Source organism: Mycolicibacterium hodleri (assembly GCF_025822245.1).
GTDB classification, from domain to species: domain Bacteria; phylum Actinomycetota; class Actinomycetes; order Mycobacteriales; family Mycobacteriaceae; genus Mycobacterium; species Mycobacterium hodleri.
The window spans coordinates 16,806-31,097 of the sequence record NZ_JACKTL010000053.1 but is presented as its reverse complement, the minus strand read 5'-3'; the positions used below and the strand labels follow the sequence as shown (position 1 = coordinate 31,097).

The following is a 14,292-nucleotide window of genomic DNA, read 5'->3' as shown; positions in this document are numbered from 1 at the left end:
CTCGGTTGTCCACAGTTCATGATCCACCCACAGCTTTGAGGTCTGCGGCCTAAATTTCGGCCTTTTCGTCGTTCGCCGCGAGTAAATTCGCAAGTATGTTCGATTCGTTGGTGGCTCCCACGGCCGGTACCTCGGGTGCCGCTGCGGTGCAGGCGTGGTCTCGGTCGGAATCGGCCGCCTGTGCCCGCAAGGTCGCCGCTATGGCCGGGATGCTCGAGGCCGCCTACGCCGTGTCCGGGTCGGCGTCTCGGGACCTGTGGTGTGTCGACAACTTCGATGCCGTCGCCGCGCACATCGGGGCGGTCCTGCGGATCACCCCCGGCGCCGCGTCCAACCAACTGTTGGTCGCCGTGGCGCTGCACGAACGGTTCCCCAAGGTCGCCGCGGTGTTCGCCGAGGGTCTCATTACCTATCAGCTGGTGAAGGCGGTAGTGCAGCGCGGCGCCCTGGTCGTCGACCCCGACGCCCTCCACGCGCTCGACGCCATGCTGGCGGCGGCGTTGAGCTCCCGGGAACCCATGTCGGTGGCGACGCTGGAGAAGACGATCGACGGGTTCGTCGCCCAGGTCGACCCGCAGGCGGTCATCCGGACCGAGACTAGGGCGCGGGGCCGGTCGGTCGAGGTGGGTGAGGAGGACGGCAGCGGGATGGCGACCGTCTTCGCGACCCTGTTCGCCCACGACGCCAAGGCGTTCGACGCCCGTATCGACGCGTTGGCCCGCACCGTCTGCCCGGCTGATCCTCGCACCCTGGATCAGCGTCGCTCCGATGCGGTGGGTGCGCTGTCTCACGGGGCGGACCGCCTGGCGTGCCTGTGCGGCGCCGAGGACTGCCCCGCCGCGCACAACCCGCCCTCGACGGGGGTGGTGGTCTACGTCATCGCCCACCAGGACACCCTCGACGAGCGGCCAACACCACCCGCAGCACCGCAGCCGCCCGTGCCGGCCTCCCCTGCACCTGGTTCGCCAACGGATGACGGCGGATGCAACGGCGATGAACACACTGAGACCGCCGAGGACACCGACTCTGCCGACGACTCGGCGACCGTCAACGACGCGGCGACTGCCAATCAGGCTGCCGCGGCAGATGAGTCGGCCGACACCCCCGCCCCCGCCGACGAGCGGACCGCCCTCGACGGGGAACCCCCGGCGATGTTCACCAAGCCGCTGCGCGAGCTGACCCTGACCGAGGCCCTCACCCCCACCCCGGGACGCCTGGCGAGCCTGCGTCCCGCATCGATGATGGGCGGGCAGTTCCTGCCCGGGGCGATCGCCTGCCGCGCCACGGTCGGGGCGACGATCACCGCGATCGTCCATCCCGGCCAAGCCCCACCGGAACCCCGCTACCGACCCTCGAAGAAGCTGGCCGACTTCGTCAGATGCCGCGACCTGACGTGCCGCTTCCCGGGCTGCCGGGCGCCGGCGTCGAATTGTGATGTCGACCATACGATTCCGTGGCCCTGCGGTCCGACGGCGGCGTCCAACCTGAAATGCCTGTGCCGTCGACATCACTTGTTGAAGACCTTCTGGGGCGGCGGGAATGGTTGGCGGGACGAACAACTCGACGACGGCACCATCGTGTGGACCGCACCCGACGGCCGCACCCGCGTCACCACACCGGGCAGCCGCCTACTGTTCCCCGAACTATCCGAACCGACCAGAACCGTTGCGGCGAGCGGCGTTCCAGCACGTCACGCGTCGGGTCTCACCATGCCGCGCCGCAAGACCACCCGCGCCCACGACCGCGCCAGACGCGTCCAACACGAACGTGAGGTGAATCAGCAGTGGAACTAGTTGCCCGCGGGTGCCGGGACTTCGGGCGGAGGTGCGTCGGCGGGAGCCGGAGGCGCTTCGCCCGCAGGCACGTTGGCAGGCGCGGCCAACGTGAAGGGCACTGTGGCCGACCGCAGGTTGCCCAGTTGCACCACCAGGTTGTACGTACCCGGTCCGATCGGCTGGCGCGGCAGCGGGCAGTTCGCGGCGGAACCCATCCCGGTCCAGGTCACCTCGGTGGTCACCTGCTCGCCAGGGTTGAACGTCTTGACCAGCGTCTCGTTGGACGGCGCGCAGTCGAGGTTCGACCAGAGCCTGTTGTTGTCGAGCCCGTAAACGTAGGCCGCCAGCACGGCGGCGCCGACGTCGCGCTTGCACGCCACCAAGCCGATGTTGGTGACGACCATGGTGAACTTCGGCTGGTCACCGACGACGTAGTTGGGCTGGCTGGTGATGCCCTTCACCGCGAGGGTGGAGTCGGGACAGTCGTCGCCCGCATTCAGCACCGGTGGCGGCACGACGGCCTGGACGGGAGTCGGGGTCGGCGGGGGCGATTGCTGGGCGGGCGGCAGGATGGGCGTCTTGACCTCGGGATTCGCGCCAGGAAGCTGCGTCGCAGAGGGAGCGGCCGTCGTGCTCGGCTGAGTGGCGGTCGAGTCACCGCCGGTGCTGTTCGCGAACACCACCACGACGATTGCAATGACGATGACGAGGACCAGAGCCCCCACGCCTATCGCGAGAAACCGTCTGCGCCGGTAGATCTCCGGCGGCAGCGGGTGATGCGGTTCAGTTTCCAGCACGAGACTACGGTAAGGCCAGCTCACACCTAGCCGTCTGACCTCGCCCGGCGTGTCGCGGGTCAGCCTGCGCCGATGTCTCCCACGTGTTCGCGAAGGACCGCCCGTCCGTCGGCCAAGTGGTAGGTCACACCCGCGATGGCCAGCTTCCCGGATTCCACCGCGTCCGACACCGCCTTGGACCGACTGACGAGCTGCTTGGCGGTCGCCGTGACGTGGCGTGCCTCGAATTCGTCGACCCGCGTCAGGCCTTCGTTCCGGCCGAGCAGGATCGACGGGGTGATGCGTTCGACGATGTCGAGCACGTAGCCGCCAGGTACCTCGCCGTCGTCGAGCGCCGCCAGCGTCGCCTTGACCGCACCACAGCTGTCGTGGCCGAGAACCACGATGAGCGGCACGTTCAGCACCGTCACCGCGTATTCGATCGAGCCGAGAACCGCCGAGTCCAGCACGTGTCCGGCGGTGCGCACCACGAACATGTCGCCGAGGCCCTGGTCGAAGATGATCTCGGCGGCGACGCGGCTGTCGGCGCAGCCGAACACCACCGCGGTCGGCTTCTGCCCGTCGGCGAGGCTCGCGCGGTGCTGGATGCTCTGGCTGGGGTGCTCGGGAGTACCGGCGACGAACCGGTCGTTACCCTCGCTGAGTGCCTTCCATGCGGTTATCGGACTCGTGTTTGGCATGGCCACATTGTGCCCGGAGTTGGTCCTGATGGTCGACGCGGGCGAGCTGCTCAAATGGTATTCATACGCGCAGCGTGACTTGCCGTGGCGTCAACCGGGCGTTCCGGCCTGGCAAATCCTGGTCAGCGAGTTCATGTTGCAGCAGACCCCCGTCGCACGGGTCGAACCAATCTGGCGGGATTGGGTGGCCCGCTGGCCGACGCCGTCGGCGACTGCCGCCGCGAGCGCGGCCGACGTCCTCCGAGCATGGGGGAAGCTCGGGTACCCGCGTCGGGCCAAGCGTCTGCACGAGTGCGCGACGGTGATCGCCACCGAGCACGGCGACGTGGTGCCCGACGACGTCGACGCACTGCTTGCGCTGCCGGGCGTCGGCACCTACACCGCGCGGGCGATCGCCTGCTTCGCCTATGGCAAGCGAGTTCCCGTGGTGGACACCAACGTGCGGCGAGTGGTCGCCCGGGTGGTGCACGGGCGAGCCGACTCCCCCGCCAGCGTCCGCGACCTCGCCGACGTCGATGCCATCCTGCCCAACGACTCACGCGCGCCTGGGTTTTCGATCGCCCTGATGGAACTCGGCGCGATCGTCTGCACGGCCCGGTCACCCCGCTGCGGGGTGTGCCCGCTGAGCACCTGCTCGTGGCGGTCGGCCGGCTTCCCGCCGTCGACCGAGCCAGCCCGGCGGGTGCAGAAGTTCGCCGGCACGGACCGCCAGGTTCGCGGCCGGCTGCTGGACGTCCTGCGCGCCAACGACGCTCCGGTGTCTCGGGCCCAGCTGGACGTCGCATGGCAGACCGACCCCGCGCAACGCGACCGCGCATTGGACTCGTTGCTCACCGACGGCCTGGTCGAGCAGACGGCCGACGGCCTGTTCGCGCTCAGCGGAGAAGGCGGTGAAGCCGGGCCGTCGAACGCCCTGGTGAACTAGCCTGGGCTGGTGGCCGTACCCGTTTCGCGGGCTCCGCGGACTCGGTACGCATCGCGGGGCGATCTGGACATCGCGTACCAGGTGATCGGTGACGGCCCGGTGGACCTCGTCGTGATGCCGGGGCCGTTCGTCCCGATCGACTCAATCGACTCCGAACCCTCGATGTACCGCTTCTACCGGCGCCTGTCGTCGTTCTGCCGGGTGATCCGATTCGACCACCGCGGGATGGGGATGTCCTCGCGCATCGGGGCGGACAAGATCACCCCGGCCTGCTGGGCGGAGGACGCCGTGGCGGTCATGGACGCCGTCGGTTGCGAGAGCGCCACCATCATGAGCTCGGGGTACACCGCGATGAGTGCGCTCTTCCTGGCCGCCGACCGCCCCGAGCGCGTGACCGGCCTGGTGGTGGTCAACGGCGCCGCCCGCGTGCTGTGGGCACCCGACTACGAAGCGGGCATCCACCCCCAGACCGCCAATTCGTTCACCGCGGTGGCAATGGAGTCCGACGCCGTCGAGCGCGGCGTCGACGTCCTCGCCACGGTCGCGCCGTCGGTCGCCCACGATCAGGCCTTCCGGACGTGGTGGGACGTTGCCGGCAACCGGGGAGCCTCACCGAGCATGGCCAGGAGGTCCAGCCAAGCCCTCACCGACGCCGACGTGCGGGACAAGCTTCCCGCCATCACGGCGCCGACACTGATCGTGCACCGCAAGGACGCCAGGTTCGTCGGCGTCGGCCACGGGCGCTTCCTTGCCGAGCGGATCCCCGGCGCACGTTACGTCGAGCTCCCCGGTGACGACACCCTGTACTGGGTCGGCGACACGACACCGGTCCTTGCCGAGATCGAGGAGTTCGTCACCGGCTCGCGTGGCGGGTCGGACGCCGAACGCGTGCTCACCACGATCGTGTTCACCGACATCGTCGGGTCGACCCAGCGCGCCGCCGCGCTCGGCGACGACCATTGGCGCGACCTTCTGGACAGTCACGACAATCTGGTGCGTCGAGAACTCGCACGCTTCGGCGGACGCGAGGTCAACACCGCCGGTGACGGTTTCGTCGCCACGTTCAGCAGCCCCAGCGTCGCGCTGGACTGCGCCGAGCAGATCGTCGGCGCCGTCGCGACCCTCGGGGTCGACGTCCGGGTCGGCATTCACGCCGGCGAGGTGGAAGCTCGCGGGCAGGACATCGCCGGCATGGCGGTGCACATCGGCGCGCGGATCACCGCGCTGGCGGGTCCCAGTGAGGTTCTGGTCTCGTCGACGGTGCGCGAGATCGTGACCGGCTCGCACCGGGTCTTCGCCGAACGCGGTGAACACCGGCTCAGGGGCGTGCCGGGCACCTGGTGCGTCTACGCCCTTTGAATTCGAATCGCCCTAAGCCGTTGCAGCGCAGTCGGATTCGTCGCTGGAGAATCGACGCCGGTAGTCCGACGGCGTGACGCCGACAACCCGGCGGAAGTGATGCCGCAGCAGTGTGGCCGTGCCGAAGCCTGCCTTGTCGGCCACCCGGTCGACGTCCAGGTCGGTCTCCTCGAGCAGGCGACGGGCGAAGAGCACTCGTTGGTCGGTGACCCACTGCATCGGGGTACGCCCGGTCTCCTCGACGAACCTGCGCGCGAAGGTGCGGGCGGACATGCTGGCCCGGTCTGCGAGCGAACCAACGGTGTGCGGCGTGTCGAGATGGGCAAGGATCCAATCCAGTTGGGGCGCAAAGCCTTCCGAACAGCGAACGGGAATGGGTCGCTCGATGTACTGACGTTGACCGCCGTCGCGTTGGGGGGGCACCACCATGCGGCGGGCGATGGTGTTGGTGACCTCGCTACCGAGTTCGCGCCGAACCAGGTGCAGGCAGGCGTCGATGCCGGCGGCCGTGCCCGCACTGGTGATGAGGTTGCCGTCGTCGACGAACAGCACGTTGCGGTCGACGTCCGCGGTGGGGTGACGTGCCGCCAGGTCGTCGGCGTGCATCCAGTGCGTCGTGCACTTGCGGCCGTCGAGAAGTCCTGCGGCGCCGGCCAGGAACGCCCCGGAGCAGACGGTCAGGATGGTCGACCCGGCCTCGGCGGCGGCTCGCACCGCGGCAAGGGCCTCCTCCGGGTAGTCGCTTCGGACGAACGCGGGGATGGCGACCAGGTCGGCGCCGACGAGGGCGTCGAGCCCATGATCGGGAACGAGGTTGGCGCCCACGGACATCCGCAGCGGCGCGCCGGGTTCGGGGCCGCATATCTTGAAGTCGAAGTTGGGCACGCCGTCGGCCGATCGGTCGATGCCGAAGACCTCGCACACCACCCCGAACTCAAAGGGCGCAACCCCGTCGAGCACCAACGCCGAGACGCTCTTGAGCATGGCAGCATCTTAACGCACCACGTCCGTACTGCCACTGTTGGCGGAATGTTTTCGGTCGAATACTTGCTGCCATGAACGTGATACTCGCCTTCCTGATTCTGTCCGCCCCCTTCGCGCTGGCCGCGCTGCTGAGCTGGGCCAGCCATCGCAACGACTCGGTTCGCCGCGCCCTGCTCAGGGAATTCGGCGACCCCGACTACTACCGCGTGCTGCACGAGGTCGACGCCGCGCGGACCCGCTTCGAGCATCAGCCCACCTGGCCGACCTCGGGCGCGACCGGCGAACACCGCTAGGCGAACTGGGCCAGAAACGGTTCCACCGCATCGCGGTACTCCCGTGGCGCGTCGTCGTGCACGAGGTGGCCGGCCCCAGGCACCCTCAGGTACGTCACCTGCGCCCCGGTCGACCGCATCCGCTCCATCTGGCCGGGCGGGGTGACGGAGTTGCCCGCCTCGACCAGCAGCGTGGGGACGCGCACGGCCTGCCACTGCTGCCAGTAGTCGCGGACTCCCCACTGAGCGGCGATCTCAATCCATCGTTCGGGCCGGCCATGAAGCCGCCACCCGGTCTCGGTGCGATCGAACGCCTCGACGAAGTACCGCCCGGCCACCGGCCCGAACTCGTCAAGCACCTGCTGCTCCGAGCCGAACTCGGCGGGCAGCGCGTGCAGCCAGGGCTCCCACGGCCCCGTCGTCCTGCCGCGGAAGTCCGGGGCCATGTCCTCCACCACCAGCGCGGTGACCAACTCGGGCCGCGCCGCGGCGAGGCACCACGAATGCAGACCGCCCATCGAATGTCCGACCATCACGGCGGGCCGGCCGAGCGACTCGACGGCATCGGCGAGGTCGGCGACGAAGCGCTCCGTGCTGACGGGGTGCGGGTCGTCGACGTCGCGACCGCGGTGCCACGGCGCGTCGTAGGTGTAGACCTCGCCAAGTGCGGTCAGCCAGGGCAGCTGGCGCGACCACGTCGACCCGCGGCCCATCAGCCCGTGCACCAGAACGATCGGCTGCCCGTCACCGCCGCGACCCGTGAGCAGTGGCGAACGCATGTCCGACATCCTGGCAGCAGCTCACCGGCCGGAGATAACGAACCGGTAACGTGGAGCCCATGGCAGTGGTGAAGATCAACGCGATCGAGGTTCCGCCCAACGCAGGCCCCGAGTTGGAGAAGCGGTTCGCCAACCGTGCGCACGCGGTCGACGGCCAGCCCGGCTTCCTCGGCTTCCAGTTGCTGCGCCCGGTCAAGGGCGAGGACCGCTACTTCGTGGTGACGCAGTGGGAGTCCGAAGAGGCGTTCGCGGCGTGGGCGAGCGGCCCGGCCGTCGAGGCCCACGCCGGTCAGCGCGCGAACCCCGTCGCCACCGGTGCGTCGCTCCTCGAGTTCGAGGTCGTGTTGGACGTTCAGCGGTCGGGAGCGTAGCTAGGTGGGACGGCGGGCGACGGCGATCGGTGTCGCCGCCACTCTGATCGCCGCCCTGGCTTGCGGATGCTCCAACGCCGGTCCGACCGCTCCGGCCGAGGCGGCCTACGGCGCCCACATCGAGACGAACACGCCCCCCGGCCTGCGCGCCAAGCAGACCGTCGACATGCTGAACTCGGATTGGCCGATCGGCGTCGTCAGCGTCGCCACGCTCGCCGCCAAACCCCAGGTCGACGACGTCGCGTTCATGATGGACCGGATGTGGTGGGACCGGCCCTTCACGGTGTCGGGCATCGACTACGGCGCGGGCCAGGCCACCCTGCACCTGCTGACGTCCTACGGCGTCGGCCAGGACGTCGAGCTTCGCACCAACGACGCCGGGCTGGTCGACCGCTTCAAGGTCACGCTGCAGAAGCCGACGATCACGCAGTGGTCCGACGTCGACGCCCAGCTCACCAAGACCGGCGCGCACTACTCCTATCAGGTCTCCAAGGTCACCGACGGCACCTGCAGTACGGTCGCCGGCACCCACGTCGACGACTCGCTGCCGTTGGCCTCGATCTTCAAGCTCTACGTGCTGTTGGCCCTGGCCGACGAGGTCAACGCGGGCCGGGTCGGCTGGAACGATCAGCTGACCATCACCAAGGAGGACAAGGCGGTGGGGTCGGCCGGCTTCGAGGACCTGCCCCCCGGGTCCCGGGTGTCGGTGAGAGACGCTGCGCAACAGATGATTTCGGCCAGCGACAACATGGCCACGGACCTGTTGATGGCGCGCGTCGGGCCGGACGCCCTGCACCGCGCCCTGGTTCGCGCCGGCCACCACGACCCGGCCAGCCTGACGCCGTTTCCCACGACGCACCAGATGTTCTCGGTCGGGTGGGGAACACCGGACCTTCGCGAGCAGTGGAAGAGCGGGTCGCCCGCGGACCGCGCTCGACTGATCGCGCAGACGGATTCCCGCCACTACGAACCGGATCCGACGCGCACGCACACGCCGGCCTCCCCGTACGGCGCCGAGTGGTACGGCACCGCGGGCGACATCTGCCGCGTGCACGCCGCCCTGCAGACCGACGCCGTCGGTCCCGCGGCGCCGGTCAAGGACGTGCTCGCGGTGACGCCCGGCATCGAGCTCGACAAGACGAAGTGGACCTACATCGGCGCCAAGGGCGGAAACCTGCCTGGCGACATCGGTTTCAGCTGGTATGCCGTCGACCGCACGGGACAAGCCTGGGTGGTCAGCTTCCAGATGACCTGGCCGAAGTTCCGAAGCCTGACGGTGGCCAGCTGGCTGCTCTCGATCGCGCAGGGCGCGTTCGGCCTCGTTCAGCCCGCCTGAGCCACCGGTCTCAGCCGGTGGATCGCAGCGTCCACGAGCCGCCGCGAAGGTGCATGACGGTACGGCAGACGGGTCCGACGTCGACGCGCCAAAAGGACGTCGACGGCGCGCTCAGGGCGTAGACGACCGCGGCGCGCACGACGCTGGGATGCGTCACCGCGACCAGTCGTCCCCGCCGATCCGACAGCGAGTCAAGCCAGCCGCCGACGCGGGTGACGAGGTCGACCACGGACTCGCCGCCGTGGGGTGCCTGGGTGGGATCGGTGAGCCACAGCGTCAACTCGCCCGCTCCCACGCCACCGAGCACGTTGCCCCGCCACGAGCCGCAGTTGAGGTCCGACAACATGGGCTCGGTTTCGGCGCGCAACCCAAGGAGTTCCGCAGTCTGCCTGGTGCGCGTCTCCGGCGCACACACCGCGGCGTCGACGACGCCGAGGTCGACGGTCGCGTCGACCTGACGCTGCCCCAGCGCGTTCAGGGCCTCGTCACGCGGAAATCGTCCGGCCGCCATCGCATCCGTCATGGCGTGGGAGACGAGGGTCAGCCGGACGATTTCACTCACCGTCGGTTACGCCGCGGTGCTGGCGCTCGACTCGCTTCGCTTGCCGTCCAACACCTTCGAGATCGACGTCGCGAACACCAGGCCGATCGTCGTCCAGACGATCAGCTGGGTGAGGAACGTGTACAGCCGGAACTCGTAGAAGTCCACCGCCGGAAAACCGGGGAAGACGATGACGCCCGCGCCGTCGACGATCGGACCGGGGGTCTCGTTGATCGTGGGCAGGATCAGCATCACCACGAACACCGCGACGAGGTACGACGCGCCGCCGACCAGGGTGGCGTTCCAGGCGCCGAGCTTGGGGGCCAGTTGGCGCCCGAGGTAGACCGCGGCGACCATCAGCAGCGCCGACAATCCGACCATCAGCAGATACAGCAGCGAGCGCTGGAAGATCGTGGAGTGCTCGCTGGTCGCCGGCGGATTCGGCGGGTACTTGAGGGCCGGGACGATCCACAGTGAGACCAGCATCGCGGCCGCCACCAACACCGACAGCATGCGGGCCGAGACGTCGCCGACCCGCCCGTGGACCACCGCGAAGACGACGGCGAACAGCGCGCCCATCGCCACGGCGAACAGGAGCACGCCGAAGCCCATGCCGACCGTCGACTGGATGCCGCGGCTGAACAACTCGCCACCCTCGCCGTGGCTGTGCCCGCTCGTGCCCATCTCCATGGCCTCGTGCGCGGCGGACGTGCCGTCCTCGAAGTCGATCGCCCGCCCGATCACGGGCTCCAGGAAGATCTTCGCGAAGACGAACGCGAGCAGGCCTGCGACGGCGCCGGCCACAAGGCCGCGCCCAATGATTCGCTTTTCCATCGTGGGGTTTCTCCTGCCGGTCAGTGGCAGGGGAACCCGAGGAGGTGACGCGCGTCGTGCACGAATTCGTGGATGTACATGTTGTCGCCGAACACCGACGTGGCGCCCTGGTCGACGCCGACGAAGTACAGCACCAGCAGAGCGAAGAAGGCCGTCAGCGACAGCCAGAGGGCCGCCTTGGTGGCGGTGAAGTCGATTGCGGGAGCAGCGCTCCGGCGGGTGTCAGAAGTGGTCATGTGAAGGTGTCCTTTCGGGAGTTCGCGTCCCGTATCACGGTTGACGTACGTCGGGTCTGACTTTCACAGTGGCGCGACCGCTCTGGATTTTCACCAGCATTCCTTCGTGCGTCGGTTACTCGAGCATCATAGGCACAGACGACGAAATGGGCGGTACCCCGTGAGGGATACCGCCCATTTCGTGTGCGCTGAGCGCTGCCCGATTACTCCGGGGCGCCGGCCGGGGCCAGATCCGGTGCGTCGACGACGGGCCGGGTGGCACCGACGAAGGTGAACACCGCGTCCTCGCCGGCACCCTCGCCGTCCCAGTTGTCGACGTCGACCGTGACGACCTGACCCGGACCGACCTCGTCGAAGAGGATCTTCTCGCTCAAGGCGTCCTCGATCTCGCGCTGGATGGTCCGCCGCAACGGACGGGCACCCAGCACCGGGTCGAAGCCACGCTTGGCCAGAAGCGACTTCGCCTTGTCGGTCAGCTCCATGGTCATGTCCTTGGCCCTGAGCTGGTTACCGACGCGGGCGATCATCAGCTCCACCATCTGGACGATCTCTTCCTTCGTCAGCTGGTGGAAGACGATGATGTCGTCGATGCGGTTCAGGAACTCCGGGCGGAAGTGCTTCTTCAGCTCGTCGTTGACCTTCAGCTTCATCCGCTCGTAGTTGTTCTCGCCGCCACCCTGGGTGAAGCCGAGGCCCACCGCCTTGCTGATGTCGGACGTACCGAGGTTCGAGGTGAAGATCAGCACGGTGTTCTTGAAGTCCACCGTCCTGCCCTGACCGTCGGTGAGACGGCCGTCCTCGAGCACCTGCAGCAGCGTGTTGTAGATCTCCTGGTGCGCCTTCTCGATCTCGTCGAACAGCACGACGGAGAACGGCTTGCGGCGCACCTTCTCGGTGAGCTGGCCGCCCTCTTCGTAGCCGACGTACCCGGGAGGGGCACCGAACAGCCGCGACGCGGTGAAGCGGTCGTGGAACTCGCCCATGTCGATCTGGATGAGCGCGTCGTCGTCGCCGAACAGGAAGTTGGCCAGCGCCTTGGAGAGCTCGGTCTTACCGACACCGGACGGGCCGGCGAAGATGAACGAGCCCGAGGGACGCTTGGGATCCTTCAGTCCGGCACGGGTACGACGGATCGCCTTCGAGACGGCCTTGACGGCGTCCACCTGGCCGATGATCCGCTTGTGGATCTCGTCCTCCATGCGGAGCAGACGCGTGGTCTCGGCCTCGGTCAGCTTGAACACGGGGATGCCGGTCCAGTTGCCGAGCACTTCGGCGATCTGCTCGTCGTCGACCTCGGCCACGACGTCCAGGTCACCCGAACGCCACTGCTTCTCCCGCTCGGCGCGCTGGCCGACCAGGGTCTTCTCGCGGTCACGGAGGTTGGCCGCCTTCTCGAAGTCCTGCGCGTCGATCGCAGATTCCTTCTCGCGGCGGGCGTCGGCGATCTTCTCGTCGAACTCGCGCAGGTCTGGCGGAGCGGTCATCCGGCGGATGCGCATCCGGGCGCCCGCCTCGTCGATCAGGTCGATCGCCTTGTCGGGCAAGAACCTGTCGTTGATGTAGCGGTCGGCCAGCGTGGCCGCCGCGACGATCGCACCGTCGGTGATCGAGACGCGGTGGTGCGCCTCGTACCGGTCACGCAGACCCTTGAGGATCTCGATGGTGTGCTCGACGGTCGGCTCGCCCACCTGCACCGGCTGGAAGCGACGCTCCAGGGCGGCGTCCTTCTCGATGTACTTGCGGTACTCGTCGAGGGTGGTCGCACCGATGGTCTGCAGCTCACCGCGGGCCAGCTTCGGCTTCAGGATCGACGCAGCGTCGATGGCACCCTCGGCCGCACCCGCGCCGACGAGCGTGTGCAACTCGTCGATGAACAAGATGATGTCGCCGCGAGTGTTGATCTCCTTGAGGACCTTCTTCAGGCGCTCCTCGAAGTCACCGCGGTAGCGGCTGCCGGCCACCAGAGACCCGAGGTCCAGGGTGTAGAGCTGCTTGTCCTTCAGCGTCTCGGGCACGTCGCCGTGCACGATGGCCTGGGCCAGGCCCTCGACGACGGCGGTCTTGCCGACGCCGGGCTCGCCGATCAGCACCGGGTTGTTCTTGGTGCGGCGGCTCAGGACCTGCATGACCCGCTCGATTTCCTTCTCGCGGCCGATGACGGGGTCGAGCTTGCCCTCCATCGCGGCTGCGGTCAGGTTGCGACCGAACTGGTCGAGCACCAGCGACGTCGACGGGTTGCCCGCCTCGCCGCCGCGGCCGCCCGTGCCGGTCTCGGCGGTCTCCTTGCCCTGGTAGCCGCTGAGCAACTGGATGACCTGTTGACGCACGCGCGTCAGCTCAGCCCCCAACTTGACCAGGACCTGGGCGGCGACGCCTTCGCCTTCACGAATCAGGCCGAGCAGAATGTGCTCGGTGCCGATGTAGTTGTGGCCGAGCTGCAGCGCCTCGCGCAGGCTCAGCTCCAGCACCTTCTTGGCGCGCGGGGTGAAGGGGATGTGACCGGACGGAGCCTGCTGGCCCTGTCCGATGATCTCCTCGACCTGGCTGCGGACACCCTCCAACGAGATCCCCAGCGACTCGAGCGACTTCGCCGCAACACCCTCGCCTTCGTGAATGAGGCCAAGGAGGATGTGCTCGGTGCCGATGTAGTTGTGGTTCAGCATCCTGGCCTCTTCTTGAGCCAGGACGACGACGCGCCGCGCGCGGTCTGTGAAGCGTTCGAACATCGGTGGTTACCTGCCCTCCGTAGATAGCGCAGTCCTCACACGGCGAACCGTGCTCTGCACTTGACGTCCACTGTAGTGGGCGGCGGCCCGGGGTGCCCCGCTTGTCCTCTCCTAGTGAAAGACCAAACGGTGACCGTTTCCGCGCCGCAGGGAGTCCAACGCCCGATACCCGAGGATCGGTTCCGCCACCGCTTCGCCGCTAGCGAAAACTCGAGGCCGTTGCGGCCGCGAATGCGGTGAACCAGTTATGCGTCGCTATGTTGCCGCGTGAAATGCGTCGATGACGTCAGCCGGAATGCGGCCGCGCGTGGAAACACTGTGCCCGTTTCGGCGCGCCCAATCCCGAATGGCGGCGCTCTGTTCGCGGTCGATCGTCGCGCGACCGCGGCCCGATCCGGCCGAACGACCACGGCGACGGCCACCGACGCGGCGACCCGCCTCTACCCATTGCTTGAGATCTCCACGGAGTTTCGTCGCATTCTTCGACGAAAGGTCGATCTCATAGCTGACGCCGTCGAGAGAGAATTCGACGGTCTCGTCGGCAGAACCCTCACCGTCGAAATCATCGACTAACGTGACGGTCACCTTTTTGGCCATTGGCTCACACTGCCCCTTCTGAACGGGCGCGTAGTCATACTTCGCTCGAAACCCTGAACAATGTTGGCACAGGAATCGAC

General features: G+C 68.1%; 15 protein-coding genes. 6 read left to right on the top strand and 9 right to left on the bottom strand.

Annotated elements, in window-relative coordinates; translation table 11 throughout:
• Nucleotides 1–95 precede the first annotated feature (95 nt).
• Nucleotides 96–1,793 (top strand): HNH endonuclease signature motif containing protein, encoded by a 1,698-nt coding sequence (locus H7J06_RS22590; RefSeq protein WP_264041425.1) that lies wholly within the window; start codon nt 96–98, stop codon nt 1,791–1,793.
• On the opposite strand, the gene H7J06_RS22585 is transcribed toward H7J06_RS22590, so the two are convergent.
• A complete protein-coding gene (locus tag H7J06_RS22585; RefSeq protein WP_264041424.1) occupies nt 1,790–2,572 on the bottom strand; it encodes a hypothetical protein in 783 nt (260 codons plus the stop codon). The two genes, H7J06_RS22590 and H7J06_RS22585, sit on opposite strands and share 4 nt — an antisense overlap.
• Nucleotides 2,573–2,631: 59 nt before the next feature.
• Nucleotides 2,632–3,252: a carbonic anhydrase gene (locus H7J06_RS22580; RefSeq protein ID WP_264041423.1), complete on the bottom strand. Its 621-nt coding sequence runs from the start codon at nt 3,250–3,252 to the stop codon at nt 2,632–2,634.
• 28 nt (nt 3,253–3,280) lie between these two features.
• Between H7J06_RS22580 and H7J06_RS22575 the strand changes: the two genes are divergently transcribed.
• Together H7J06_RS22575 and lipJ are read left to right on the top strand one after the other, a co-directional pair.
• On the top strand, nt 3,281–4,177 hold the full coding sequence (locus H7J06_RS22575; protein WP_264041743.1) for an iron-sulfur binding domain-containing protein: 897 nt from the start codon (nt 3,281–3,283) through the stop codon (nt 4,175–4,177).
• A gap of 9 nt (nt 4,178–4,186) precedes the next feature.
• Nucleotides 4,187–5,536, top strand: coding sequence for a bifunctional lipase/adenylate cyclase LipJ (gene lipJ / locus H7J06_RS22570; protein WP_264041422.1), 1,350 nt, complete (start codon nt 4,187–4,189; stop codon nt 5,534–5,536).
• 12 nt (nt 5,537–5,548) lie between these two features.
• Here lipJ and H7J06_RS22565 read toward each other — a convergent pair whose 3' ends face one another.
• Nucleotides 5,549–6,520 carry a helix-turn-helix domain-containing protein gene (locus H7J06_RS22565; protein ID WP_264041421.1) on the bottom strand — a complete coding sequence of 324 codons (972 nt, stop codon included), beginning with the start codon at nt 6,518–6,520 and terminating at the stop codon, nt 5,549–5,551.
• A gap of 71 nt (nt 6,521–6,591) precedes the next feature.
• Here H7J06_RS22565 and H7J06_RS22560 point away from each other — a divergent pair, with 71 nt between their 5' ends.
• Entirely contained in the window at nt 6,592–6,813 is a 222-nt protein-coding gene (locus tag H7J06_RS22560; protein WP_264041420.1) for a hypothetical protein, read from the top strand.
• Here H7J06_RS22560 and H7J06_RS22555 read toward each other — a convergent pair.
• Entirely contained in the window at nt 6,810–7,571 is a 762-nt protein-coding gene (locus tag H7J06_RS22555; RefSeq protein WP_264041418.1) for an alpha/beta fold hydrolase, read from the bottom strand. The genes H7J06_RS22560 and H7J06_RS22555 overlap by 4 nt on opposite strands.
• A gap of 59 nt (nt 7,572–7,630) precedes the next feature.
• Here H7J06_RS22555 and mhuD point away from each other — a divergent pair, with 59 nt between their 5' ends.
• Both mhuD and H7J06_RS22545 read left to right on the top strand, forming a co-directional pair.
• Nucleotides 7,631–7,942, top strand: coding sequence for a mycobilin-forming heme oxygenase MhuD (gene mhuD / locus H7J06_RS22550; RefSeq protein WP_264041417.1), 312 nt, complete (start codon nt 7,631–7,633; stop codon nt 7,940–7,942).
• 4 nt (nt 7,943–7,946) lie between these two features.
• Nucleotides 7,947–9,278: a serine hydrolase gene (locus H7J06_RS22545; RefSeq protein WP_372515387.1), complete on the top strand. Its 1,332-nt coding sequence runs from the start codon at nt 7,947–7,949 to the stop codon at nt 9,276–9,278.
• Nucleotides 9,279–9,288: 10 nt separating this feature from the next.
• Here the strand turns inward: H7J06_RS22545 and H7J06_RS22540 are convergent, their stop codons facing one another.
• From H7J06_RS22540 to lsr2, 5 genes are all read right to left on the bottom strand, one after another.
• Nucleotides 9,289–9,840 carry a histidine phosphatase family protein gene (locus H7J06_RS22540; RefSeq protein WP_264041416.1) on the bottom strand — a complete coding sequence of 184 codons (552 nt, stop codon included), beginning with the start codon at nt 9,838–9,840 and terminating at the stop codon, nt 9,289–9,291.
• Nucleotides 9,841–9,846: 6 nt separating this feature from the next.
• On the bottom strand, nt 9,847–10,653 hold the full coding sequence (locus H7J06_RS22535) for a CbtA family protein (protein ID WP_264041415.1): 807 nt from the start codon (nt 10,651–10,653) through the stop codon (nt 9,847–9,849).
• Nucleotides 10,654–10,673: 20 nt separating this feature from the next.
• On the bottom strand, nt 10,674–10,889 hold the full coding sequence (locus H7J06_RS22530; protein WP_263997101.1) for a CbtB domain-containing protein: 216 nt from the start codon (nt 10,887–10,889) through the stop codon (nt 10,674–10,676).
• A 203-nt stretch (nt 10,890–11,092) separates the two neighbouring features.
• Nucleotides 11,093–13,615, bottom strand: a complete 2,523-nt coding sequence (clpC1, locus tag H7J06_RS22525) for an ATP-dependent protease ATP-binding subunit ClpC (protein ID WP_264041414.1) — start codon at nt 13,613–13,615, stop codon at nt 11,093–11,095.
• Nucleotides 13,616–13,870: 255 nt separating this feature from the next.
• On the bottom strand, nt 13,871–14,212 hold the full coding sequence (lsr2, locus tag H7J06_RS22520; protein ID WP_263997523.1) for a histone-like nucleoid-structuring protein Lsr2: 342 nt from the start codon (nt 14,210–14,212) through the stop codon (nt 13,871–13,873).
• Nucleotides 14,213–14,292: the final 80 nt, after the last annotated feature.